Raw genomic sequence first — 22,613 nt, 5'->3', positions numbered from 1 at the left:
TTACTCCAGCCCGTCCAGCAGCGCGTCGACCTGGTCCAGCGTCAGGCGCTCATGGTAGTGACCGTTGATGACCATCATCGGCGCGCCCGCGCAGCCAGCCAGGCACTCTTCCTCGCGCTTGAGGTAGACGCGGCCGTCCGGGGTCGATTCACCGTGCTTGATGCCCAGCTTCTTCTCGCAATGGCGGACGATGTCGTCGGCGCCGTTGAGCCAGCAGCTGATGTTGGTGCAGATGGCGACGTTGTTGCGGCCCACCTTCTCGGTCTCGAACATCGAGTAGAAGGTGGCGACCTCGTAGGCCCACACGAACGGCAGGTCCAGGTACTTGGCCACGCCGGCGATCAGCTCGTCGGTCAGCCAGCCCTGGTTCTGCTCCTGGGCGGCGTGCAGGCCCTGCAGCACCGCCGAACGCTTGCGCTCCGGCGGGAACTTGGTCAACCAGTGGTCAATGTGGGCACGCGTCTTGTCACTCAACACGACCATCGGGTCGACGTCGCGTGCTGCCTCGTAATTACCTGTCGCCTTCATCGGCCGACCTCAACGAATACCAAATCCTGAAAAACCGATACCTGCAGCAGGCAAGCCGCGCAGGCACCGGGCGCTGTGTTGTTGCCCGGCATTACCGGTCGACCTCACCAAACACGAGGTCGTAGGTACCAATCATCGCCACCACGTCGGCCAGCATGTGGCCGCGCACGACCGAATCGATCGAGGACAGGTGGGCGAAGCCCGGCGCACGCAGGTGCACGCGGAACGGCTTGTTGGCACCGTCGGACATCAGGTAGCAGCCAAACTCACCCTTCGGCGCCTCGACCGCGGCGTAGGTCTCGCCGGCCGGTACGCAGTAGCCTTCGCTGAACAGCTTGAAGTGGTGGATCAGCGCTTCCATGTCGTCCTTCATCTCGGCGCGGGCCGGCGGGGCGATCTTGAAGTTCTTGACCATGACCGGGCCCGGGTTGGCCTTCAGCCACTGCACGCACTGCTTGATGATGCGGTTGGATTCGCGCATCTCGGCCACGCGGACCAGGTAACGGTCGTAGCAGTCGCCATTGGTGCCCAGCGGGATGTCGAAATCAACCGCGTCGTACTTGGCGTACGGCTGCTTCTTGCGCAGGTCCCAGGCAATGCCCGAACCGCGCAGCATCACGCCGGTCATGCCCCATGCCAGCGCATGCTCCGGGCTGACCACGCCGATGCCGACCGTACGCTGCTTCCAGATGCGGTTGTCGGTGAGCAGGGTTTCGTATTCGTCGACGCGCTTGGGGAACTCGTTGGTGAAGTTCTCCAGGAAGTCCAGCAGCGAACCCTCGCGCGATGCGTTCAGGCGCTTGAGGGCGTTGCCCTTGTGCCAGCGCGACTCCTTGTACTTCGGCATCGTGTCCGGCAGGTCACGGTACACACCGCCCGGACGGTAGTAGGCCGCGTGCATGCGCGCGCCGGAGACCGCCTCGTAGCAATCCATCAGCTCTTCGCGCTCACGGAAGGCGTACAGCATCACCGCCATCGCGCCCAGGTCGAGCGCGTTGGAACCCAGCCACATCAGGTGGTTCAGGATGCGGGTGACTTCGTCGAACAGGGTGCGGATGTACTGCGCACGCTCCGGCGCCTCGATCCCCACCAGGGTCTCGATCGCGCGCACGTAGGCGTGCTCGTTGCACATCATCGAGCAGTAGTCCAGGCGGTCCATGTAGCCGACCGACTGGTTGAACGGCTTGGACTCGGCCAGCTTCTCGGTCGCGCGGTGCAGCAGGCCGATGTGCGGGTCGGCACGGACGATGGTTTCACCGTCCATTTCCAGGATCAGGCGCAGCACGCCATGCGCGGCCGGGTGCTGCGGGCCGAAGTTCATGGTGTAGTTGCGGATCTCCTGCCGGGCTTCGGCGGGATTGCTGGCGAAGGCCTGCGAGGCCTGATGGAACTCACTCACTTGCTTGCCTCCGTCAGCGCGCGCTCGCCTTCCGCGGTCTGGAAGCGGGCGTCATCGCGGATCACGCGCGGCACGCCGACGCGCGGCTCGACCGAAGTCACCGGCTCGTACACCACACGCTTCTTTTCTTCGTCGTAACGCACTTCGACGTTGCCGATCAGCGGGAAATCCTTGCGGAACGGATGGCCCACGAAACCGTAGTCGGTCAGGATGCGGCGCAGGTCCGGGTGACCTTCGAAGATCACGCCGTACAGGTCGAACGCCTCGCGCTCGAACCAGTTCAGGCCCGGCCAGATGTCGGTCAGCGAGGCCACCACCGGCAGTTCTTCACTGGGAGCGAAGCAGCGCAGGCGCAGCAGCTGGTTGTGCTGGTAGGAACGCAGCTGGACGACCACCGCGAAGCGCTGCTTCGGCAGTGCATCCGGGCGGGCGCCTTCGGCGGTTTCGTGGCTGGGGAACTCGCCCCACGCGAAACGGCCGGCGCCCTTGCCTTCCACGCCACGGCTGAAACCGTGCGAGGAGACGTCCGAGGTATCCCACTCGTCGCTGCCGTAGCCGAGGTAATCGACGCCGCACAGGTCGGTGGCATGCTCGAAGCCGAGCTCGTCACGCAGCACCTGGGCCGTTGCATGCCAGTCCGCGGCGGGCACCTCCAGCGTCACTTCGCCGCGCGGTTCGACCACGCTGACCTGCGCACCGGCGAAACGTGCGGCAAGTCGGTCGATGATTGAAGGTGCTTGCTGGGCCATGGGGGCTGGCGTGCTCTTGATTTGAAAGGGGGATCGTCAGCGGGAGATGGTCTGGGTGCGCCAGATCTTCTTCTGCAGCTGCAAGATGCCGTAGACCAGCGCCTCGGCGGTCGGCGGGCAACCCGGGACGTACACGTCCACCGGCACCACGCGGTCACAGCCACGCACCACGGCATACGAATAGTGGTAATAGCCGCCGCCATTGGCGCAGCTACCCATCGAGATGACCCACTTCGGGTCGGGCATCTGGTCGTAGACCTTGCGCAGCGCCGGGGCCATCTTGTTGACCAGGGTGCCGGCCACGATCATCACGTCGGACTGGCGCGGCGACGGGCGGAACACCACGCCGTAACGGTCAAGGTCCAGGCGGGCGGCGCCGGCGTGCATCATCTCCACCGCGCAGCAGGCCAGACCGAAGGTCATCGGCCACATCGAGCCGGTACGCGCCCAGTTCAACAGCGCGTCGACGCTGGTGGTCACGTAGCCCTTCTCGAGCAGGGGGTTCTCGCCTTCAGGCCGCAGAATGTCATCAACCCGCCCTTCCGGGACGGGGTTGTTCATCAGGCCGTCGAGAGTCTGAATCACTCCCATTCCAGCGCTCCCTTCTTCCAAACGTAGATAAAGCCGAGGAACAACATGCCCACGAACAGGCCCATGGTCACGAGCGAGCGGGCGCCCAGCTCCATGAAGACCTGGGTCCAAGGCACGATGAAGATGATTTCCAGGTCAAAGACGATGAACTGGATGGCGATCAGGTAGTAACGCACGTCGAACTTCATGCGCGCGTTTTCGAACGCCTCGAAGCCACACTCGTAGGCCGAGAGTTTCTCGTTGTCCGGCGAACGGGGAGCGAGGAACCGACCGATCAACATCAGCGTGACGCCGATGCCGGTGGCGACGATCAGAAACAGCAGAGACGGCAAATATTCGGCCAGCACAGCGATTCTCTCTTGCCTCTGCCCGGGACACCCGAAGGGCGCCAAGGCATGGGGGATTGACGGGACTTGCCACGACGGGAGGCTGCTGCATCCCGTGTACCCGCTTACAAACTATGGTGCCCAAGAGGGGACTCGAACCCCTACGACTCTCGTCGCTACCACCTCAAGGTAGTGCGTCTACCAATTCCGCCACCTGGGCTTACGTCGGCCCTGCTGGTTCAGCAGAGCGCCGCGTATTGTAACCGTCTTCAGTCTTTCTGTGCGCCTTCGGCAGGCTTTTCTTCACTACTGGACGGAATATTTTCTGCCGGGGCTGCTGCCTGCGGCACTTCGCCGGCCGCCGGGGCCTGCGGGATGGACTGCAACTCACCGGCCGGCGCGGCCGGGGTAGCCGCCGGAGCCTCGATCTGGGTCGACATCAGGCCCAGGCCTTCACCGGAGGAGCGGGCGCCATGGCTGGCGTACCAGGCCATGAACAGGCTGATGCCGAAGAACACCACGGCCAGCCACTTGGTCGACTTGGACAGGAAGTTGGACGCGCCACGCGCACCGAACACCGTACCCGAAGCGCCGGCACCAAAACCCGAGCCCGCCGCGGCGCCAGAACCGCGCTGCATCAGGATCAGCGCGATCATCGCGATCGCCACCAGCACATAGACCACATTGAGGATCAACATCAGCATTTGAAATCCGTCCCGGACAATTCACCCGTTAGCGACCGGCTGCTGCCCTCGCGATGGCCAGGAAATCCGCCGCCACCAGCGATGCGCCGCCTACCAGCCCGCCATCAACGTCAGGCTGCGAAAACAGCTCTGCGGCATTGTCGGGCTTGACGCTGCCACCATAGAGCAGCGGCAGCGAATCAGCGATTCTAGCATCGCGCTTGGCCACTTCGCCACGGATGAACGCATGCACGGCCTGCGCCTGCTCCGGCGTGGCGGTCCGGCCGGTGCCGATCGCCCAGACCGGCTCATAGGCCACCACCGCCCTGGCGAAGGCCTCGACCCCGGCCAGATCCAGCACCGGCGCCAGCTGCGCGGCGATGACCTGCTCGGTCTGCGCCGCCTCCCGCTGCTCCAGCGTCTCACCCACGCACAAGACCGGCGTCAGGCCCGCGTGGATGGCTGCCACGAACTTGCGTGCCACCAACTCGCTGCTCTCATGGTGGTACTGGCGGCGCTCCGAATGCCCCACCAAGCCATGACTGGCGCCGACATCAATCAGCATGCTGGCCGAAACTTCACCGGTATAGGCACCCTTTTCATTACAGCTGACGTCCTGCGCACCAAATTCCAGCGCCGTACCCTCGAAGTCCTCGACCAGGTCGCCCAGGTACGGCAACGGCGGCAAGATCACCACCTTCACTCCCTCCAGCGGCAGCCCGGCAGCCACCTGCCCCACCAACTCGGTGGCGAATTGACGGCTGCCATGCAGCTTCCAGTTACCGGCAACGATCTTCTGGCGCATTCAGGAGTGACTCTCAGTTCTAAAAAGGTGGGCGAAGGATAGCCGAAATGCAGACATCGGCAGGACAACTGCGGACAAAGCGGGACAACATGCACAAACGCCGCCGGGCCAGGGGCCGCGACGGCGCTTGCGGACGAACCGGAACCGGCAGAGCCGGCACCGGGCGTTACTTCAGCTTGATCTCGCGCAGGCGCTCTTCCAGGAAGCCATGGGCGGTGATCGCCTCCGGGTACCGGCTCGGGTTCTCCGGGGTGATGCACGAGGGCAGCACATCGATCAGGAAGTCCGGGTTCGGGTGCAGGAAGAACGGCACCGAGTAGCGCGGCTGGCGGGCCAGGTCGCCCGGGGGGTTGACCACCCGGTGGATGGTCGACGGGTACACGTGGTTGGTCAGCCGCTGCAGCATGTCGCCGATGTTGACCACGATGGTGTCCGCGTCCGAGGTGAACGGCACCCACTCGCCCTCGTGCGACTGCACTTCCAGGCCAGCGGCGCTGGCGCCCACCAGCAGGGTGATGAAGTTGATGTCGCCATGTGCACCGGCGCGGACATTGGGGATGTCGTCGGTGGTGATCGGCGGGTAATGGATCGGGCGCAGGATCGAGTTGCCGTTGTTGGTCTTGTCGGCGAAGTAGTCCTGCGGCAGGCCGATGTGCAACGCCAGCGCCGACAGCACGCGCGAACCCAGGTTGTCGAGCTTCTGGTACAGGCCATAGCCGTACTCACGGAAACCCGGCACCTCGCTCGGCCACAGGTTCGGCGGCATCACGTCGCGGTACCTGGAATCGTCCGGGATCTCGCGACCGACGTGCCAGAACTCCTTCAGGTCGAAGTGCTTGGAGCCCTTGGCCGTTTCCACGCCGAACGGGGTATAGCCGCGGGCACCGCCACCGCCGGCGATGTGGTACTGCTTCTTCACCGCTTCGGGCAGGGCGAAAAAGGCCTTGAACACGTCGTAGGCGGCATCGATCTCGGCCTGCGGGATGCCGTGGTTGCGGATACCCGCGAAGCCCCACTCGCGGTACGCCGCGCCCAGCTCGGCCACGAAGGCCTCACGGTCGGTGTCAAAGCGGGTGATGTCGAGGGTGGGAATACGGGAACTCATTTGAAACTCCAGAAAGGGAAACGGGGCGGCGGCCATTGGAACCGAGCGCCCCGGGACAACACCATGATCCAGCTCAAACCTGTGCGGCAGCCGAACGCACCGCATCGGCCAGGGCTTCCAGCGTGGCGCTCATCAGCCCGGCCTCGTCGGCCTCGACCGTGACACGCACCACCGGCTCGGTACCGGAGGGACGCAGGAACGCCCTGCCCCGCCCGGCCACAGCCTGCTGCGCGGCGGCCAGCGCCTCTTGTACCGGCGCACTGTTCACCACCTCCCGCGCCCCGGACTCCAGGCGCACGTTGATGGTCTTCTGCGGCACCTGGGCCAGCCCCTGCAGCGCCTGGCGCAGGCTGGCGCCATCGCGTCCCAGCACTTCCAGCACCTGCAGCGCACTGACGATGGCATCGCCGGTGGTGGCGCGGTCCAGGCACAGGATGTGGCCGGACGCCTCTCCACCGAGCACGCCATTGCCTTCGACCAGCGCCTGGTGCACGTATCGGTCACCGACATTGGCACGCACGAAGGCAATGCCCAGCTGCTCCAGCGCCTGTTCCAACCCGTAATTGGTCATCAGCGTACCGACCACCGGGCCGCGCAGGCGGCCACTGGCCTGCCAGGCCTTGGCCAGCAGGTACAACAGGCCGTCGCCATCGACTGCCGCGCCAGTGTCATCAACCATCAGCACGCGATCGCCGTCACCGTCGAAGGCGATGCCCAGGTCGGCACCGACCTCGACCACCTTGCGCGACAGGTTGTCGATGTGGGTGGAGCCGACACCGTCATTGATGTTCACGCCGTTGGGCTCGGCACCGATCGCGACCACGTCGGCGCCCAGCTCGCGGAACAGCAGCGGAGCGACGTGATAGGTGGCGCCATGGGCGCAATCCAGCACGATCTTCAGGCCACGCAGGTAGAAGTCGCGCGGCGCGCTGGCCTTGCAGAATTCGATGTAACGGCCCACCGCGTCACGGGCACGCATCGCCTTGCCCAACTGCTCGGACTCGACTGTGCTGAAGGGCTGGTCCATCGCTGCTTCCAGCGCCAGTTCAGTGGCGTCGTCAAGCTTCTCCCCTTCTCCAGAGAAGAACTTGATGCCGTTGTCGTAATGCGGGTTGTGCGAGGCACTGATGACGATGCCGGCATCAGCGCCCAGCGTGTGCGCCAGGAAGGCCACCGCCGGGGTCGGCATCGGGCCGATCAACTGCACGTTGACGCCGGCCGCGACCAACCCCGCCTCCAGCGCCGATTCGAACATGTAACCGGAGATGCGGGTGTCCTTGCCGATCACCACGGTGGGCTGGCCACCGTTGCGCTCGACCAGCACCCGGCCCAGCGCATTGCCCACGCGCAGCACGAAATCGGCGGAAATGACCCCCTTGCCGACGCGGCCACGGATGCCGTCGGTACCGAAATACTTGCGTGCGCTCATCAGGCCGCTTCGTCCTGGTTCTGGGGCTGGCGCATCATCATGGCCAGCAGGTCGGAGAGGCGGTCGCGCATTTCACGACGGTCGCAGATCTGGTCGATGGCGCCGTGTTCGAGCAGGAACTCGGAACGCTGGAAGCCTTCCGGCAGCTTTTCACGCACGGTCTGCTCGATCACGCGTGGGCCGGCAAAGCCGATCAGCGCCTGCGGCTCGGCGATGTTGATGTCGCCCAGCATCGCGAACGAGGCCGACACGCCACCGGTGGTGGGATGGGTCAGCACCGAGATGTACGGAAGGCCGGCCTCGCGCAGCTTGCCCAGCGCGGCCGAGGTCTTGGCCATCTGCATCAGCGAGAACAGGCCTTCCTGCATGCGCGCGCCGCCGCTGGCGGAGAAGCACACGTAAGGCGCGCCCATCTCCAGCGCGGTTTCAGCCGCCAGCGAGAAGCGCTCGCCGACCACCGAGCCCATCGAACCGCCCATGAAGGCGAAATCGAAGGACGAGGCCACCAGCGGCCGCCCCTTGAGCAGGCCACGCATGGCCACCAGCGCGTCGTACTCGCCGGTGTTCTTCTGGGTGGACTTGATGCGGTCGCTGTACTTCTTCTGGTCCTTGAACTTCAGCACGTCGGTCGGCCCGAGGCGGGCGGCGATCTCGGTGGTGCTGTCGGCGTCGAACAGCGCGGCCAGGCGCGCGCGCGCGCGGATGGCCATGTGATGCCCACACTTGGGGCAGACCTCGAGGTTCTCCTCCAGCTCGGGCCGGTACAGGGCCGCGCCGCAGCTGCTGCACTTTTCCCACAGGCCTTCGGGGACGCTGCGCTTCTTGGAGGGCGTGTTGTCGGTGCGGATGCCGGACGGCATCAACTTGCTGAGCCAACTCATGCGGAATGATGGTTCCATTCAGGGCGGCCCGCAGGCCGCGACAGGGGCGACAGTCTAGCTCACCCCTGCGACCACGGCGTAGCCCGAAACCCTACTGCTGCGTACGTTTGCAGCGCCGGCAAACCCGGCAGGAGCGGCCTCGGCCGCGGAGCCGATATCACCGACCGCCTCCCAGCGGGCCGGCGATTGCCTGTGTTCTGGCGGTATCGGTTTCGCGGCTGAAGCCGCTTCTACAGGCCGCTCAGTGACCCAGCGCGTCGCGCAGCGGGACCAGGAAACGGGTGGCGGCTTCGGCAGCAGCCTCCGGGGTCGACGTCTCAGCCAGCGCGGAGACAAGCGCACTACCGACCACCACGCCATCAGCGTCCACCGCCATCGCCGCAGCGCTGGCCGCATCCTTGATGCCGAAGCCGGCGACCACCGGGGCCTTGCTGCGTTGGCGCAACAGGCGCAGGCGTTCACTGGCCGCCTGGCTGTCCAGCCGCTCGGAGGCACCGGTGACACCGGCAAAGCTCACGTAGTACAGATAGCCCAGCGCGGCTTCGCACAGTGTAGTGAGACGCTGCTCGCTACTGGTCGGCGAGGCCAGCAGGATCAGCGCCAGGCCGGCGGCCGTGAAGGCCGCCCGGGTTTCCTCGGCCTCCTCGGGCGGCAGGTCGACCAGCAGCACGCCGTCCACGCCGGCGCTCACCGCTTCCTCGGCAAACCGGGCCGGGCCGCGGATCTCGACCGGGTTGAGGTAGCCCATCAACACCACCGGGGTCTTGCTGTCCTGCTGGCGGAAGGCGGCGACGCTGTCGAACACGTAGCGCAGGGTGGCACCCCGCGCCAACGCGTGCTCGGAGCTGCGCTGGATGGTCGGGCCGTCGGCCATCGGGTCGGAGAACGGCACGCCCAGTTCGATCACATCGGCACCGGCGGCCACCAGGGCATGCATCACCGGCACGGTCGCCTCCAGCGACGGATCGCCGGCGGTCACGAACGGGATCAGCGCCTTGCGCCCGGAAGCGCGCAGGCGTGCGAAACATTCATCAATTCGGGTCACGGACATCTCAGGCACATCCTTCAATCAGTTCAACCGCGTCCGGCTGGCCCCAATAGATCGCGGTGACCACGCCATTGAGGGTTTCCAGCCGAATGGCCAGCTTGCTGGCCTTGTCGGTCCAGGTCAGGTAATCGCCATCCGGGGAGTTGTAGGCATGCGGCGATGTCACCACGCCGGCGGGCAGGCGCTTGTTGGCCTCGGCCACGCGCATGCCCGTCCACAGCCCGAACGGAAGAGCAGGCGCACCGGCCGGCGGCGCATCGAGCGCGACGCCGGGGTCCTGCTCCAGGTCCACCTCGAACCGGGCGATGCGGTCACCCAGCACCATCATCGACATGCTTTCCGGCAGGCTGCCCTGGTCGTAGTACTCGCAATCGCCTTCCATCAGCTCGCGCATGCCAGCCGAAACGAAGGCGCGGTCACCCGGCGCCTTGCCGAACGGCGCGCCGATGCGCAGCTCACCAAACCGGGAGAGATCGGCGGGCGCGGCAGCTGCCGGCGCCGGCGCCGGCGCCGTGGCCGTGGCCGGGGCCTGCACTGTAGGTGCAGGTGCAGGTGCCGCCGGGGCGGGCGGCACGACCTCCGGCTCGGCCGGCTTACAGGCAGCCAGGCCGGCCAGCACGCACAACAGCGCCGTGCGTATGACGGGACCGCTCACAGCACCAGCCCTTCGCGGGCGGCGATGGTATGCACGTCCTTGTCGCCACGTCCGGACAGGTTGCACAGCACCAGCGCGTCCTTGGGCAGCTCGCGCGCCAGCTTGATCGCCTGCGCGACCGCATGGCTGGATTCCAGCGCCGGCAGGATGCCTTCGGTACGGGTCAGGCGATGGAAGGCGGCCAGCGCCTCCTCGTCGGTGATGCCCAGGTACTGCGCACGTCCGGTGTCGGCCAGGAAGGAATGCTCCGGCCCGACGCCCGGGTAATCCAGGCCAGCCGAGATGGAGTGGGTCTCGGTGATCTGGCCGTCGTCATCGCACAGCACATAGGTGCGGTTGCCGTGCAGCACGCCGGGGCGGCCGGCCGAGATCGAGGCGGCATGGCGGCCGGTGGAAATGCCGTCACCGGCGGCCTCGGCGCCGTAGATCTTCACCTGCGGGTCATTGAGGAAGGCATGGAACAGGCCGATGGCGTTGGAACCGCCGCCGACGCAGGCGGTGATCGCATCCGGCAGCCGGCCGTAGTCCTCCAGCATCTGCGCGCGCGCCTCGCGGCCGACGATGGCGTTGAAGTCGCGCACCATGCGTGGGTACGGGTCCGGGCCGGCGACGGTGCCGATGATGTAGAAGGTGTCGCGCACATTGGTCACCCAGTCGCGCATGGCCTCGTTCAGCGCGTCCTTGAGCGTGGCCGAGCCGCTGCTGACCGGCACCACCGTCGCGCCGAGCAGCTTCATGCGGTAGACGTTGATCTTCTGCCGCTCGATGTCGGTGGCGCCCATGTAGACCACGCACTCCAGGCCCAGCCGCGCGGCCACCGTGGCCGAGGCCACGCCGTGCTGGCCGGCGCCGGTCTCGGCGATGATGCGGGTCTTGCCCATGCGTGCGGCCAACAGGGCCTGGCCGATGGTGTTGTTGATCTTGTGCGCGCCAGTGTGGTTCAGGTCCTCGCGCTTGAGCAGGATCTGCGCCCCGCCCACGTCCTTGCTCAGCCGCTCGGCGTGGTAGATCGGGCTGGGCCGGCCGACGTAATGCTTCAGGTCCTTGTCATAGGCGGCGATGAAGGACGGATCGACCCGCGCCTGGTCGTAGGCCTGCGCCAGCTCCTGCAACGGGCCGACCAGGGTTTCGGCGACAAAGCTGCCGCCATAGCGGCCGAAATGGCCCCGGGCATCGGGAAAAGCGTGGAAATCGTCGATCGGGGCAGCGGTCATGGCAATCAGGCAACGAGGAACAGGCCCGCACTCTAACGCAGCCCTTGTTACATAAAAATCGATTCTTTCTGGGCCATGTGTTAGAAAAACTCACATGAAAGACCCTGCCACCCTGCCCTCGCTCAACGCCTTGCGTGCCTTCGAGGCCGCCGCCCGCCTGCGCAGCGTCAGCCATGCCGCCGCCGAGCTGCACGTCACCCATGGCGCGGTCAGCCGCCAGCTGCGGGCCCTGGAGGAGGAACTGGGCGTGACCCTGTTCGAGCGTGACGGCCGCGGCATCCGTCCAACCGCCGCCGGTCATCGCCTGCTCGAAGCAACCTCCGGCGCGTTCGCCCAACTGCGCGATTGCGTGGCGGCCCTGCGCCGGCCGGCGCGCAACGCCGCGTTCGTGCTGGGCTGCCCGGGCAGCCTGCTGGCGCGCTGGGTGATCCCGCGCTTGCAGGCACTGCAACGCGACCTGCCCGGGCTGACCCTGCACCTGGCCGCACAGGACGGCGATTTCCCGCCCCGCCTGGAAGGCATGGATGCAGCCCTGCTGCTGGGACAGGCACCGTGGCCGCCCGGCTGGCAGGTGCATCACCTGGCCACCGAACGGATCGGCCCAGTATTCAGCCCTTCACTGATCGGCGCACATGCGCTGGCACGGCAACCGCTGGAAGTGCTGCTGTCGCACGAGCTGCTGCATACCCGTTCGCGCCCACAGGCCTGGCCGACCTGGGCGGCGCTGAATGACCTTGACCCCGGGCAACTGCGCTACGGCACCGGCTTCGAACACCTGTACTACCAGCTGGAAGCGGCGGTGGCCGGGATCGGCATTGCCATCGCACCCGAGCCGTTGGTGGCCGAGGACTTGGTCAATGGCCGGCTGATCGCCCCGTGGGGCTTCGTCGATACCGAAGGCAGCTGGGCACTGTGCACGGCTGGCAACGGGGACGATCCGCGGGTGGATGCACTCTCGGCATGGCTGCAACGCCAACTGGCCTGACACCCGTCGCAGGCGCGGCCTTGGCCGCGAAACCGACACCCATCGCCCCCTCGCCGGAGCCACATCCCGAGCCTGCGAGCTGGCACTGGTTCTGCCGACACCCGGATCTGCATCTGCGTCGCGGCCAAGGCCGCTCCTAGCGGCAGGTCAGCCTTGGGTGGGTTGGGCCAGGCGCTGCTGCACGTCCTCGCGCAAACGTGCCAGCTCCACTTCGGCCTGCTGGCGCTGCTGCATGCCTTCGCGATGGATGTTGCGCACCTCCTCCACCGTGGCGATCAGCTGCTCGTGCACATGCCGCAGGGTGGCCACGTCGATCACGGCGCGCTGGTTGGCCTTGGCGGTGTCCACCGAGGTCTGCCGCATCAGGTCGGCATTGCGGCGCATCAGTTCGTTGGTGGCGTCGTCGATGGCATTGGACAGCTCCACCGCGTTCTTCTGTTCCCCCAGCGACAACTGGATCGCGAACTGGCGCTTCCACGACGGGATGGTGATGTCGCGCACGGTGTTGAACTTCTCGATCAGCTGGATCGCATTGGCCTGGATCAACCGGATCATCGGCAGCGACTGGTCGGCCGCGTGCTGCATCACGGTCAGGTCGCCGACACGCTTGTCGAGCAGGCGCACCGCGTTGTCGATCTCGCCGCGACGGATCCGCGACTGCGGGTCTTCCAGCCCGACCAGCGACTGCAGCTCCTGCTGCAGCTCGGACAGCCGCTGCTTGCCGGCGGCGATATGGATGCCCAGGCTCTGCCGCTCGTCGCGGACGATGGCATGCATGCGGTCGAACTCGCCGACGCGCTGGCCCATCTGTGCCTGCTGGATACCGACGTCGCGCATCAACTGCTCGATCTGTTGGTTGGTGTCACTGAATTTCTGCACCAGCTCGCCCTTGGAGGCGCGCATGCGGTCGATCAATCCGCCAATGACCGGCACCTTCGAGCGTTCCTGCAGGCTGTCCAGCTTCAGCGAACGGGCGATGCGCACCACTTCGCCCAGCTTGTCGCCGGAGGCGTCCAGGTCGCGGTTGCGCACGTGGTCCAGCAGTTGGGTGGAGAACGCGGCGCTCTTGCCCGCCGCTTCGCGGCCGAACACGTGCAGGTTGCCCGGGCTGATGTCGTCCAGGGTCCGTACGACCTGCGCGATCTGCGGGCGGTCGGCGTCGCTCAGGCCCAGCGCGACCAGCATGCCGGCATCCACTTCGGTGGAGGGGCCGCTCGGCACCGGGATATTGTCCTGCGTCATCAGCAACTCTCCTTGGGTGTAGATGCGCGGGCCATGCCGCGCCAACCAACATCAGAAACCGGGTTCACTCAGCGCAGTCTAGCCTGCATGGCCGCCACCTCGTCGAGGATGCGCGCCTGGCTGTCGGCCGCCTGCTGCAGCCGCGCCGGCATCTGCGCGGCCCTGATCGCCAGCGCCTGCTGCCGCCATACCGGCAGCAGCACGTCGCGGATCCGCTGGTAGCGCTCGCTCAGCTCCAGGCCCTGCGCATGCAGCAGGTGCAACTGGTCGGCCTCGATCTGGCGCAACCGGGCCACACCGCGCAGGTGTTGCAGGCGCCGTTGCAGGGTCAATTGCACGGCTTCCTGCGTCGGCGCCGGCATGGCCTCGCCGGCGTCGGCCCACTGCTCGATGGCGGTCACCGCCACGTCCACCCGCGCCGCCTGCCGCTGCTGGGCGACCATGTCCCGCTGCAGGCCGCGCAGCTCGGCATCGGCGCGCAGCAGGCAGATGTCCAACTGCTCGGCCAACTGCTCGGCGCGCTCCTGTGCCTCGACATCGCGCCCCAGCAAACGGCCGATCAGGCCTGCCGAACGCCGCAATGCGGCCACATCCGTGGCCTGCAATGCCAGTTGGATGTTGGCCATCTCATCGACCAGCCGCTGCGCAGCCATTGCCCGTTGCGGCGGGCCGATCAGCCGCTCCGCCGCTGCCAGCACCTCGTTGCCGAAGCCGGCCGCCTCCAGCGGATCGTCCACCTGGCGGGACCGGTCCGGGGGCGGCGGCAGGGCGACGAGCGCGGACTCAGGCATCGTCGGGCGACGGCTTGGCCTGGCTGCCCTGCTGGCCCGGCACCACCACGCTGCCGCCGTAGAAGTGCCGCATCAGTGCTTCGTCCAGCGCTTTTTCCTCGGGCGTGCGTGCGCGGCGCACGCGCGGGGTCGCCGCCTTGCCGGTACCCTCCTTCGCCAACCACTCCTGCAACTGCGTGGCCAGGCCGGCGAGCGCATCGCCCACCTGTCCCTGCCGCGCCTGCGTGGCGGCCAGCGCCTGCAGCAGCGGGGTCAGGTCCGGTGGCTGCGCCGGCGTGACCGCAGGTGCCTCCACCACCGCCGGCGGACGCGCGGCCAGCGCCTGCAGCAGGTCGACGATCCGCGCCCACGGGGCTTCCTCGGCGGCCGCAACCGGAGCAACCACCTGCGGTTCCTCGACCCGCAGCCCCTGCAGGCCGGTGGCGATGTCGGCCAACTGCGCGACCACGCGGGCGCCGGTGTCGGCGTCGTCACCGCCCATCGCCTTGTCGCGCATGAAGTCGCGCTTGATCTGCTCCCAGCGCGTCTGCTGCGCGGCATCGAGCACGCCGCGCAGTTCGGCCAGCTTGAGCAGGTTTTCTTCAGAACCACTGGTCAGCAGCTGCGACTCGCCCAGGTAGTGGTCGGACACCAGCTGCTGCAGCTCGGCGGCATTCATCACCGGCGAGATCTTTTCGGTCAGCTTGTTCATGTTGCGGTAGCTGCCCTGCAGCTTGAACGGCGGCTCGACGCGGTACTTGTCCGCCTGCGCCGCGCTGGCGATGTATTGCTGGTTGACCTGGTAGACCACCTCGCGCACCTGCATCAGCCGCTCCAGCGTGGCGACGATCTCGTTGATCTCCGCACCGCTGTAGGCATGGCTCAATGCATTGGTGGACACATCCTTGCCGCTGGCCTTGTCCACCAGCACGTACAGGTCGGCCATCTCGCGCGTGGCCATCGGTGCCAGCACCTGGCTGGAGGTCAGGCTGTTCTCGATGTAGCTGAGCTTGAAGGCGTCTTCCATGCCACCCAGCACATCGCCGAGGTTGTAGATGTCGGCGCGGTTGGCCAGCATGTCCGGCACCTTGAATACCTCGCCGGACTCGGTGTACGGGTTGCCGGCCATCACCACGCAGAACTTCTTGCCGCGCAGGTCGTAGGTCTTGGTGCGACCCTTCCACACGCCCTCGATGCGACGGGTGCCGTCGCACAGCGAGATGAACTTCTGCAGGAACTCCGGGTGGGTGTGCTGGATGTCGTCGACATACAGCATCGTGTTGTTGCCCATCTCCAGCGCCAGGTTGAGCTTGAGCAGCTCCTGCCGGGAGGTCGCATCCGGAGCCTGCTCCGGGTCCAGCGAACGCACCTCGTGGCCCAGCGCCGGGCCATTGATCTTCATGAAGACCAGCCCCAGCCGGTTGGCCACGTATTCCATCAACGTGGTTTTGCCGTAACCCGGCGGGCTGATCATCATCAGCAGACCCATCAGGTCGCTGCGCTTGTTCTCGCCGACCGTGCCCATCTGCTTGGCCAGGTTGTCGCCGATGATGGGCAGGTAGACATCGTTGATCAGCTTGTTGCGGACGAACGAACTCAACGGCCGCGCCTGGAACTCGCTCAACCGCAATGCATCGCGTTCACGCGCACTGATGCGCTGGCGCAGCGCCTGGTAGCGCTCGAAGCCAGGCTGGAACTGGCGCCGGTGGGCCTGCCAACGCTGCAGGAAGTCGTCCACCGACAGCTGCAGGTGCCCCTCGCGCACGCGTGGATGCTCGCCGAGCAGGCCGGCGACATCGGCGATCAGGGTCACCTCGCGGACCTGGCTGCGCAGCGCCCGCTCGCCCAGCAACATCGCCGCCGCTTCGGGCACATAGCCGGCCAGCGCCGCGAACTTCGGCTGGCTGCACATGGCGTTCAACCACTGCACCACCTGCGCCCACTGCAGCGAGAGGCGCTTGGAAAGCCGCTGCAGGCTGCGGTCGAAGGCATCGGCCTGCCCGGCCGCCTGCAGTTGCTCGCGCAAGCCGGCCTGCAACTGCCGTGCATAACCACTGAAGCCGAAGGTCGGCTCGCCGCCGGCCAGTTCGGCCAGCAGGTAGTCGCCGGCCAAACCGGCGATGGCGGCATCGAACGGCAACTGGTGTTCGGCCTGGAAAGCGTCCAGCGCACTGCTGATTTCCTGGCGCAGCGCATCCAGTCCTTCGCGCGCGTTGAACAGGCGGGCGATGGCGAACACGCCGGCGGCACGCTCGGCCCATTGGCTGGCATCCTCGCGCTTGCCCTCGCGCGCCCAGAACAACACCGCCAGCGCACGCGGCGCGGCGGCGTGCACCAGCGTGCCGGCGTTCTGGTACAGCGGCAGCAGCGCTTGCAGGATCAGGGTGGCGTCGTGGTCGTGGATGCCCTTCTCGTAGCCTTCGCGGTACCGCGGCGCGGCGAAGTCGCGCACGCGCTTGCCCAGCGCCTCCGGCTGCGCGGTATCGCGCTGCAGCAGCTCCAGGCTCAGGCCATCGCTGCCGCGCAGGGCCGCATCCAGCACCAGCCCGGCCAGGTACTCGCCGCGGTACAACGCGGGCGACTCCGAATCCAGCGCCACCGGCCAGTAGTCGCGCAGCTCCTCCAGCTCCGGATCAACGATGGACTCGTAGTAATCGGTGCCGGTGAGGTGCACGGCCAGGCCGTCGCCACGCGGCAGGATGGTCAGGTCCAGCGGCTGGGTATTGACGCTGAAACGGTGGCGGCCGAGCCGGATCACGTTGCCGCCACCCTCGAACAGGTCGCTGCGGTCGCGCAATGCCCGCACTGCCTGGTCGCGCACGCCCTTCAGGCGGGCCTCGACGTCGTCGGCCTTGACGCTGTCCTTGTACTCGCGCAGCCGGTCGGCCAGCTCGCGCAGCTTCAGGATCAGCGGATCACCGGCAAAGAACGCATTGAGCTCATCGACGCTGGCAAAGCGTTCGGTACGCTTGGCCAACCCATCGAGGATGCGGTTGGCCGCGTCCAGCACCGACTGCGCCTTGCGCTGGCGTGCGTCCAGCAGGGTCTGCTTGTGCGACTCGAAGGTGTCGAGCAGTTCCTCGCGCTTGCTCAGGATGTCGCCCAGGAACTGCTCGTGCTCGCCGAACTGGCTCTCCAGCTCCTCCAGCTGCACCATCAGGCGCGAGAGCTGCTCGTCAGCCCGTTCCGGGTCGGTGGCCAGGCCCAGCGCGCTGGTGATGGCCTGGCTGAACAGCGAGAACTGCGCGCCGAACTGCGCCACGGCTTCGGCCGAGCCCAGCGAACGGCGACGCTGGTCGGCACGCGCACGCGCCTGGTTGAGCTTGGCGTAGATGCCGGAAATCGCCTCGACCACCTGGGTGCGCTGCGCGGCATCATCCACCTTCAGGCTGGCCATCAGCTCGGACAGCATGTCCAGCTCGCCGGACATCCCCTGCATCTGCTCGATCTGGTCGGCGAGCTGGCGCGCGGTCTGCGCCTGCTGCGCGGCGCCATCCAATGCCTGCAGGCGTTCGGCGAATGGCTGCAATGCCTTGTCGCTGCCCAGGAACTGGCCGGTCGCCGCGCCCACGCGGTCATGCGCTTCCTGCAACGAGGCATTCATCGCATCGATGGCCGGCACGTCCACGTAGCGGAAGTCGCGCACGGTCAGCAGCCGTCCGCGCAGCTTGCCGATTTCGCCCAGCGCCTCGACGAACTCGCCGATCTTCGACCAGTTCTGCGGCTGCAGCCGCCCAAGCAGCGCCTTGTGCTGCCCGGTGACCTCGGCCATTGCCTGCGCCGATTGCTTGCGGATGCTCTCGACCTTCTCGTACTCGTCGAGCATCGACTCGCCGGTCGCGCTGATCTCGCGCAGCAAGGTAGCCGCGCCCTCGCAGTTGGCGTCATCCAGCCAGTGGTGCGCGTCGAACAGGCGCCGCGCGTTGTGGGTCAGCAGTTCATAGCGCGTCAGCGACACCTCGCGGCTGTCGATCTCGCGGCCGAGATCGAGCAGGTTGGAGATGCCACGCACCAGCTCGGCGTTGCCGATGCGGGCCATGAAGCTGGTGCCGGCCGGGCGGTGCGCGGCGAACTCGTCGCTGCTGAACGGCGTCTGCCAGACCTGCATCGGATGGATGCGGGTCGGCTCCTGGTTCTCGGCGTTGAACAGCACCATGCGGCCATCGCGCAGGAACGCGTAGCCCAGGCCGAACACGGGGTTCTGCAGGGCGCGCTGGATGCTGTTGTAGACGAACAGCGCCGACTTGCCGGCCTCGCGTTCGTAGAAGATGTACAGCATGTCCTCGCCGTTGGGCGAGCGGATCGAACGCTTGTAGCGCATGCCCTGCATCGAGGCATCGAAGGCCTTGTGCTCGCCGTTCTGCAGGTAATAGCCGCCCGGGAAGATGATGCCGTGGTCATCGGGCAGCTGTACGCAGGCCTGCACGATGGCGTCGTTGCGCACCACCTTGCCGGTCAACGTGTTGTAGATCAGGCCACGCCAGGTGTCCTCGCGGTAGGGCTGCACCTTGAGCAGGATCAGCGAGCCGACCTGGGCGAAATCGATGGTGGCATCGTCCACCGATTGCGTGCTGTCCTCGACCGGCTCGCTGTACACGCCCTGCCCGGTCTCGGTGTTGTTCTCCACCTTGATGGTCAGGTCGCCACCGGTGGTCTCCACGAAGATGGTGTCCAGGATGTTCAGGTGCGGGAAGCGCCCGGTCACCAGCATGTCGCGACTGGCACGGGTCCACTCGAAGTCGAACGGCGGCGGCAGCGCGATGTCACGTTCGCCGCGCGCATCGATGTAGGTCAGCTCGCCCCCGGGTGCCACCGCCCAGCGGAACACGCGCACGTCGGTGCTGCGCTCGCCGATCTGGAACGCCGCCAGCAGCTTGCCGTCGCGCACGATCAGCTGCAGCAGCCGGGCGTGCTTGTAATAGGCATAGAGCTCGTTGAAATCGTGGACGAAGCCCGGCTGGGCCAGGAAGCTGCTCTTCAGGTCGACCGGGGTGACGTCATAGCCTTCGGCGCCTTCCACCAGCCGGTACAGGCCAAACACATCCTCGACCCGGGTCTGCGTCTTCAAGCCGATGAACACGTTGTAGCCGAACAGCAGCAGGTCATCGCCGACCTGCACGATGTCGCGGCCGACGCAGTTGTTCTCGGTGCGGATGCGGAAGCGCCCGATCACCTCCATGCGGCTGTCGCCGAACTCCTGCAGGCGCCGCTGGTTCAGCACGTCCACGACCTGGCGCAAACGCGCACCCTGGTCACTCAGGCGCTTGCGCAGCACCTCGTAGGCACCGCCCTGGGCGACTGCCTGGTCGGCGATGGAGCCGGCGTCGCTGACGGCGGCCTCCTGGTTTGTATCGGCCATCGATTGTTCCCTGCCATGGCAACCGCCCGGCCACCGCGTCGGCGGACCGTGCGCGCCATCATCCACGCAGGCCGCCCGCTGTTGGCGGACGGCCCCGGTTGCGTCCCTGCGCGGCCGCGCCGCGCAGGGACGTACTCACTCAGCCGGCGTCCGCTTCCGCGGCACCTTCATTGGCGATGCGCTTGGCCGGCTTGCCGCGTGCGCTCATGTCCACGCCAAGGTAACGCTGCATCAGGTCCTGCACGATCGGGCTCTTGTCGGTCAGCCCTTCGATCGACTTGCCCAGCGAGACCGCCTTGACCAGGTTCTCGAACATGCCGCCGTCGCCGCCGACCATGTCGATGTCGGCATTGCGCAGCGCGCTGGCGATGACCTCGGCGTTTTCCTTGGAGATTTCCTTGCCGGCGTCCAGCGTGGCCAGGGCCTGCTTCAGGCTGGTGTCCAGGGTCATGCGGAACTCTTCGTGGCCGCGTGCGGTTTCGCCCAGCGAATCGATCGCCTGGAACTTGCGGGTCAGACCCTCGGCCTCGGCGGTCAGCTTCTTCTCGATGACCGAGGCTTCGGCCAGGCCCAGCGTCTCGGCGGCGGTCGCCTTGGCACGGCCCATCTGCTCTTCGCCGCTCGCACGCGCGGCCAGCTGTTCGGCCAGCACCTTGGCCTCGGCGCTGCCCTGCTTGAAGTTGGCATCGGCCATCGCATCGACCACGCGGGCCTCGGCGATGCCGACCTTCTCGATCGCCAGCGCACCGGCTTCCTTGACCTGCGCATCGGCCAGGCCCGGCGCCGCACGTTCGGCACGGATGCCTTCGGCCAGGGCCTTCTTGGCCTCGGCCTGCTTGCCGGCCGCGTCGAACTCGGCCTGCGCCAGCGTGGTGATCTCCACCGCGCGGTGCTTGGCCGCCGCTTCGGCGGCCTCGGCTTCCTTGACCTGCTTGAGCAGGGCTTCCTGCGCCTCGGCCTCGGCCTCGAGGATGGCGACCTGCTTCAGGCGGTCGGCCTCGGACACCTGGCGCACTTCCTTGATGCGCTCTTCTTCCTGCGCCACGGTCTTGTCGATGGAGATGCGTTCGCGGGTGATGTTGGCCACATCCATCTTGCCCTGCTCGACCACCTTGTCACGCTCCACGCCCTGCAGCTGCACCTCGCGGTCGGTGGTGACCTGCTCCAACTGGCGTGCACGGGCCACGCGCTCGACCTCGATGGCCACCGCGCGCTGGCGGTTCTGCTCGGCCACTTCCACCTCGCGCAGGCGGTTCTGCTCGCGGATGTCGATCAGCTGCTGCGCCTCGATGCGGGCATTCTCGGACAACTGGCGCTGCTCCTCCTGCACCTTGAGGGTTTCGGCCTCTTCGCGGGCACGGATGGTGTCCACCTCGCGCTTCTGGCGCGCCTCGGCCTCGGCCTGCTGGCGTTCCAGCGCCAAGGTCGCTTCCTTGGCCTCGACGTTCTTCTTGGTGATGGCCAGGCGCTCGTTCTGCGCCAGCTCGTTGGTGATCACGTTCTGCGCGGCGGTCAGCTCGGTGATCTTGCGGATGCCTTCGGCGTCGAGGATGTTGCTCGGGTCCAGCAGCGACTTCGGGGTCTGCTCCAGGTAGTCGATGGCCACGTCTTCCAGCGCATAGCCGTTGAGGTCATTGCCGATCACCGCGATGATCTCGTCGCGGAACTCCTGGCGCTTCTCGAACAGCTGGGTGAAGTCGAACTTCTTGCCCACCGTCTTCAGCGCTTCGGAGAACTTGGCGTTGAACAGCTCGTCCACCGCATGCCTGTCCGAGGCGCGGTCGGCACCGATGGCCTTGGCCACGCGCAGCACGTCGGCCTGGGTCTCGTTGACGCGCAGGTAGAACGCCACGGTGATGTCGGCGCGCATGTTGTCGCGGCAGATCAGGCCTTCCTTGCCGCGGCGGTCCACCTGCAGCGTGATCAGGCTGATGCGCATCAGCTCGGCGCGGTACAGCACCGGGATGATCAGCGCGCCGGTGAAATGCACCTTCGGCGTGGAACTCATGTCATTGACGATCAGGGCGGTGCCCTGGTCGACCTTCTTGTAGAACGCCTTGAACAACCCGGCCAGGCCAAGGAGGAATACCAGCAATATGCCCACGCCGATAATGAACGGGGCCAGCGCAGCTAAACTCATCAGTGCTTCTCCTTGTCGCCTGATACTTGGGGAATGAAAACGTCCAACGCTGGCAGGTCGGCTTCGCCAACCACCAGGTAATGATTGTGTTGCGGGAAATACTGGACCAGGCGCACGCGGTCACCGCGCACGAAACGGCTGCCCGGCTGCGCACGCACCTGCAGGATCAGGCCGGCACCGCCATCGTCGACGCTGGCGTAGCCCTGCTCGGCGGTGACTTCCGGCGAGGAGACCCGCCCGGCCTTGCCGAGGATGGACTCCTGCGGCACCGCGCGCAGCTTCATCAGGAAACGACGGATCGGGCGCAGCACCCATGCCGACACCACGGCGCCCGGGACCAAGGCAGCGATTGCCACTGCCGTGCCCACGCCCCAGCGCAGCAGCGCCGGCAACGGCTGCAGGAAGAACAACTGCACCAGATAGGTGATCGACCAGCCAAAGAATGCCAGCAGCAGGACCACCAGCATGGTCGGCGCCCCGCCAAGGCCCATCCGCGCGAACATGCCCGCAAGCCCGGTCGCGCCGGCGTCACCGGAGTGGAAATCCGCGCCATCGCCACTACCGATGCCCCCGTCGTCGACGATGCCGGTCGCAGCCAGCAGCCAATAGATGACGGCAAAACACAGCACGACGCTGTAAGGCAGCGTCGGATAGGACAGCGCTACTTCCAAGAATTCCGCCATGCACCCTTTCCTTGTGGCACC

19 protein-coding genes and 1 tRNA gene are annotated in these 22,613 nt (G+C 66.7%); 1 reads left to right on the top strand and 19 read right to left on the bottom strand.

Annotated elements, in window-relative coordinates:
* The 14 genes from nuoE to trpB form a co-directional block, all read right to left on the bottom strand.
* Window positions 1-528 (bottom strand): NADH-quinone oxidoreductase subunit NuoE, encoded by a 528-nt coding sequence (nuoE, locus tag ACIPR8_RS18730; protein WP_192286190.1) that lies wholly within the window; start codon window positions 526-528, stop codon window positions 1-3.
* A 91-nt stretch (window positions 529-619) separates the two neighbouring features.
* The gene (locus tag ACIPR8_RS18725; protein WP_446541985.1) at window positions 620-1,927 is read right to left on the bottom strand and encodes an NADH-quinone oxidoreductase subunit D; all 1,308 of its coding nucleotides are present in this window, start codon (window positions 1,925-1,927) and stop codon (window positions 620-622) included.
* The gene (locus ACIPR8_RS18720) at window positions 1,924-2,676 is read right to left on the bottom strand and encodes an NADH-quinone oxidoreductase subunit C (protein ID WP_132864349.1); all 753 of its coding nucleotides are present in this window, start codon (window positions 2,674-2,676) and stop codon (window positions 1,924-1,926) included. Before ACIPR8_RS18720 ends, ACIPR8_RS18725 begins: the two co-directional genes overlap by 4 nt.
* Window positions 2,677-2,712: 36 nt before the next feature.
* Entirely contained in the window at window positions 2,713-3,267 is a 555-nt protein-coding gene (locus ACIPR8_RS18715) for a NuoB/complex I 20 kDa subunit family protein (protein WP_132864350.1), read from the bottom strand.
* The gene (locus tag ACIPR8_RS18710; RefSeq protein ID WP_057633772.1) at window positions 3,258-3,614 is read right to left on the bottom strand and encodes an NADH-quinone oxidoreductase subunit A; all 357 of its coding nucleotides are present in this window, start codon (window positions 3,612-3,614) and stop codon (window positions 3,258-3,260) included. The genes ACIPR8_RS18715 and ACIPR8_RS18710 overlap by 10 nt, the downstream gene beginning before the upstream one ends.
* Before the next feature lie 114 nt (window positions 3,615-3,728).
* A tRNA-Leu gene (locus ACIPR8_RS18705) sits at window positions 3,729-3,813 on the bottom strand.
* A 49-nt stretch (window positions 3,814-3,862) separates the two neighbouring features.
* A complete protein-coding gene (secG, locus tag ACIPR8_RS18700) occupies window positions 3,863-4,297 on the bottom strand; it encodes a preprotein translocase subunit SecG (protein ID WP_192286192.1) in 435 nt (144 codons plus the stop codon).
* Between the two features lie 28 nt (window positions 4,298-4,325).
* Window positions 4,326-5,081, bottom strand: a complete 756-nt coding sequence (tpiA, locus tag ACIPR8_RS18695; protein ID WP_446541984.1) for a triose-phosphate isomerase — start codon at window positions 5,079-5,081, stop codon at window positions 4,326-4,328.
* 166 nt (window positions 5,082-5,247) lie between these two features.
* Window positions 5,248-6,186 carry an isopenicillin N synthase family dioxygenase gene (locus ACIPR8_RS18690; protein ID WP_192286194.1) on the bottom strand — a complete coding sequence of 313 codons (939 nt, stop codon included), beginning with the start codon at window positions 6,184-6,186 and terminating at the stop codon, window positions 5,248-5,250.
* Window positions 6,187-6,259: 73 nt separating this feature from the next.
* Complete coding sequence (gene glmM / locus ACIPR8_RS18685) at window positions 6,260-7,615, bottom strand: phosphoglucosamine mutase (RefSeq protein ID WP_446541983.1); 1,356 nt, start codon at window positions 7,613-7,615, stop codon at window positions 6,260-6,262.
* Window positions 7,615-8,496 (bottom strand): acetyl-CoA carboxylase, carboxyltransferase subunit beta, encoded by an 882-nt coding sequence (gene accD / locus ACIPR8_RS18680; protein WP_192286196.1) that lies wholly within the window; start codon window positions 8,494-8,496, stop codon window positions 7,615-7,617. Before accD ends, glmM begins: the two co-directional genes overlap by 1 nt.
* A gap of 241 nt (window positions 8,497-8,737) precedes the next feature.
* Window positions 8,738-9,541: a tryptophan synthase subunit alpha gene (gene trpA / locus ACIPR8_RS18675; protein WP_446542067.1), complete on the bottom strand. Its 804-nt coding sequence runs from the start codon at window positions 9,539-9,541 to the stop codon at window positions 8,738-8,740.
* A gap of 7 nt (window positions 9,542-9,548) precedes the next feature.
* Window positions 9,549-10,199: a hypothetical protein gene (locus ACIPR8_RS18670; RefSeq protein WP_446541982.1), complete on the bottom strand. Its 651-nt coding sequence runs from the start codon at window positions 10,197-10,199 to the stop codon at window positions 9,549-9,551.
* Window positions 10,196-11,413, bottom strand: coding sequence for a tryptophan synthase subunit beta (gene trpB, locus ACIPR8_RS18665; RefSeq protein WP_132864357.1), 1,218 nt, complete (start codon window positions 11,411-11,413; stop codon window positions 10,196-10,198). Before trpB ends, ACIPR8_RS18670 begins: the two co-directional genes overlap by 4 nt.
* A gap of 94 nt (window positions 11,414-11,507) precedes the next feature.
* On the opposite strand from trpB, the gene ACIPR8_RS18660 reads away from it, so the two are divergent.
* Complete coding sequence (locus ACIPR8_RS18660; protein WP_313254731.1) at window positions 11,508-12,398, top strand: LysR family transcriptional regulator; 891 nt, start codon at window positions 11,508-11,510, stop codon at window positions 12,396-12,398.
* 147 nt (window positions 12,399-12,545) lie between these two features.
* Here the strand turns inward: ACIPR8_RS18660 and ACIPR8_RS18655 are convergent, their stop codons facing one another.
* The 5 genes from ACIPR8_RS18655 to ACIPR8_RS18635 form a co-directional block, all read right to left on the bottom strand.
* A complete protein-coding gene (locus ACIPR8_RS18655; RefSeq protein ID WP_446541981.1) occupies window positions 12,546-13,640 on the bottom strand; it encodes a toxic anion resistance protein in 1,095 nt (364 codons plus the stop codon).
* A gap of 68 nt (window positions 13,641-13,708) precedes the next feature.
* Window positions 13,709-14,431: a hypothetical protein gene (locus ACIPR8_RS18650; protein WP_446541980.1), complete on the bottom strand. Its 723-nt coding sequence runs from the start codon at window positions 14,429-14,431 to the stop codon at window positions 13,709-13,711.
* Window positions 14,424-19,769: a DNA repair ATPase gene (locus ACIPR8_RS18645; protein WP_446541979.1), complete on the bottom strand. Its 5,346-nt coding sequence runs from the start codon at window positions 19,767-19,769 to the stop codon at window positions 14,424-14,426. The genes ACIPR8_RS18650 and ACIPR8_RS18645 overlap by 8 nt, the downstream gene beginning before the upstream one ends.
* A 139-nt stretch (window positions 19,770-19,908) precedes the next feature.
* A complete protein-coding gene (locus tag ACIPR8_RS18640; protein WP_313254741.1) occupies window positions 19,909-21,909 on the bottom strand; it encodes a flotillin family protein in 2,001 nt (666 codons plus the stop codon).
* Window positions 21,909-22,592: a hypothetical protein gene (locus tag ACIPR8_RS18635; RefSeq protein WP_132864363.1), complete on the bottom strand. Its 684-nt coding sequence runs from the start codon at window positions 22,590-22,592 to the stop codon at window positions 21,909-21,911. Before ACIPR8_RS18635 ends, ACIPR8_RS18640 begins: the two co-directional genes overlap by 1 nt.
* Window positions 22,593-22,613: the final 21 nt, after the last annotated feature.

This window comes from Stenotrophomonas sp. LARHCG68, from assembly GCF_052871705.1.
Note: the sequence above shows the minus strand (reverse complement) of the source record. Positions and strands in the feature narration are given on the sequence as shown.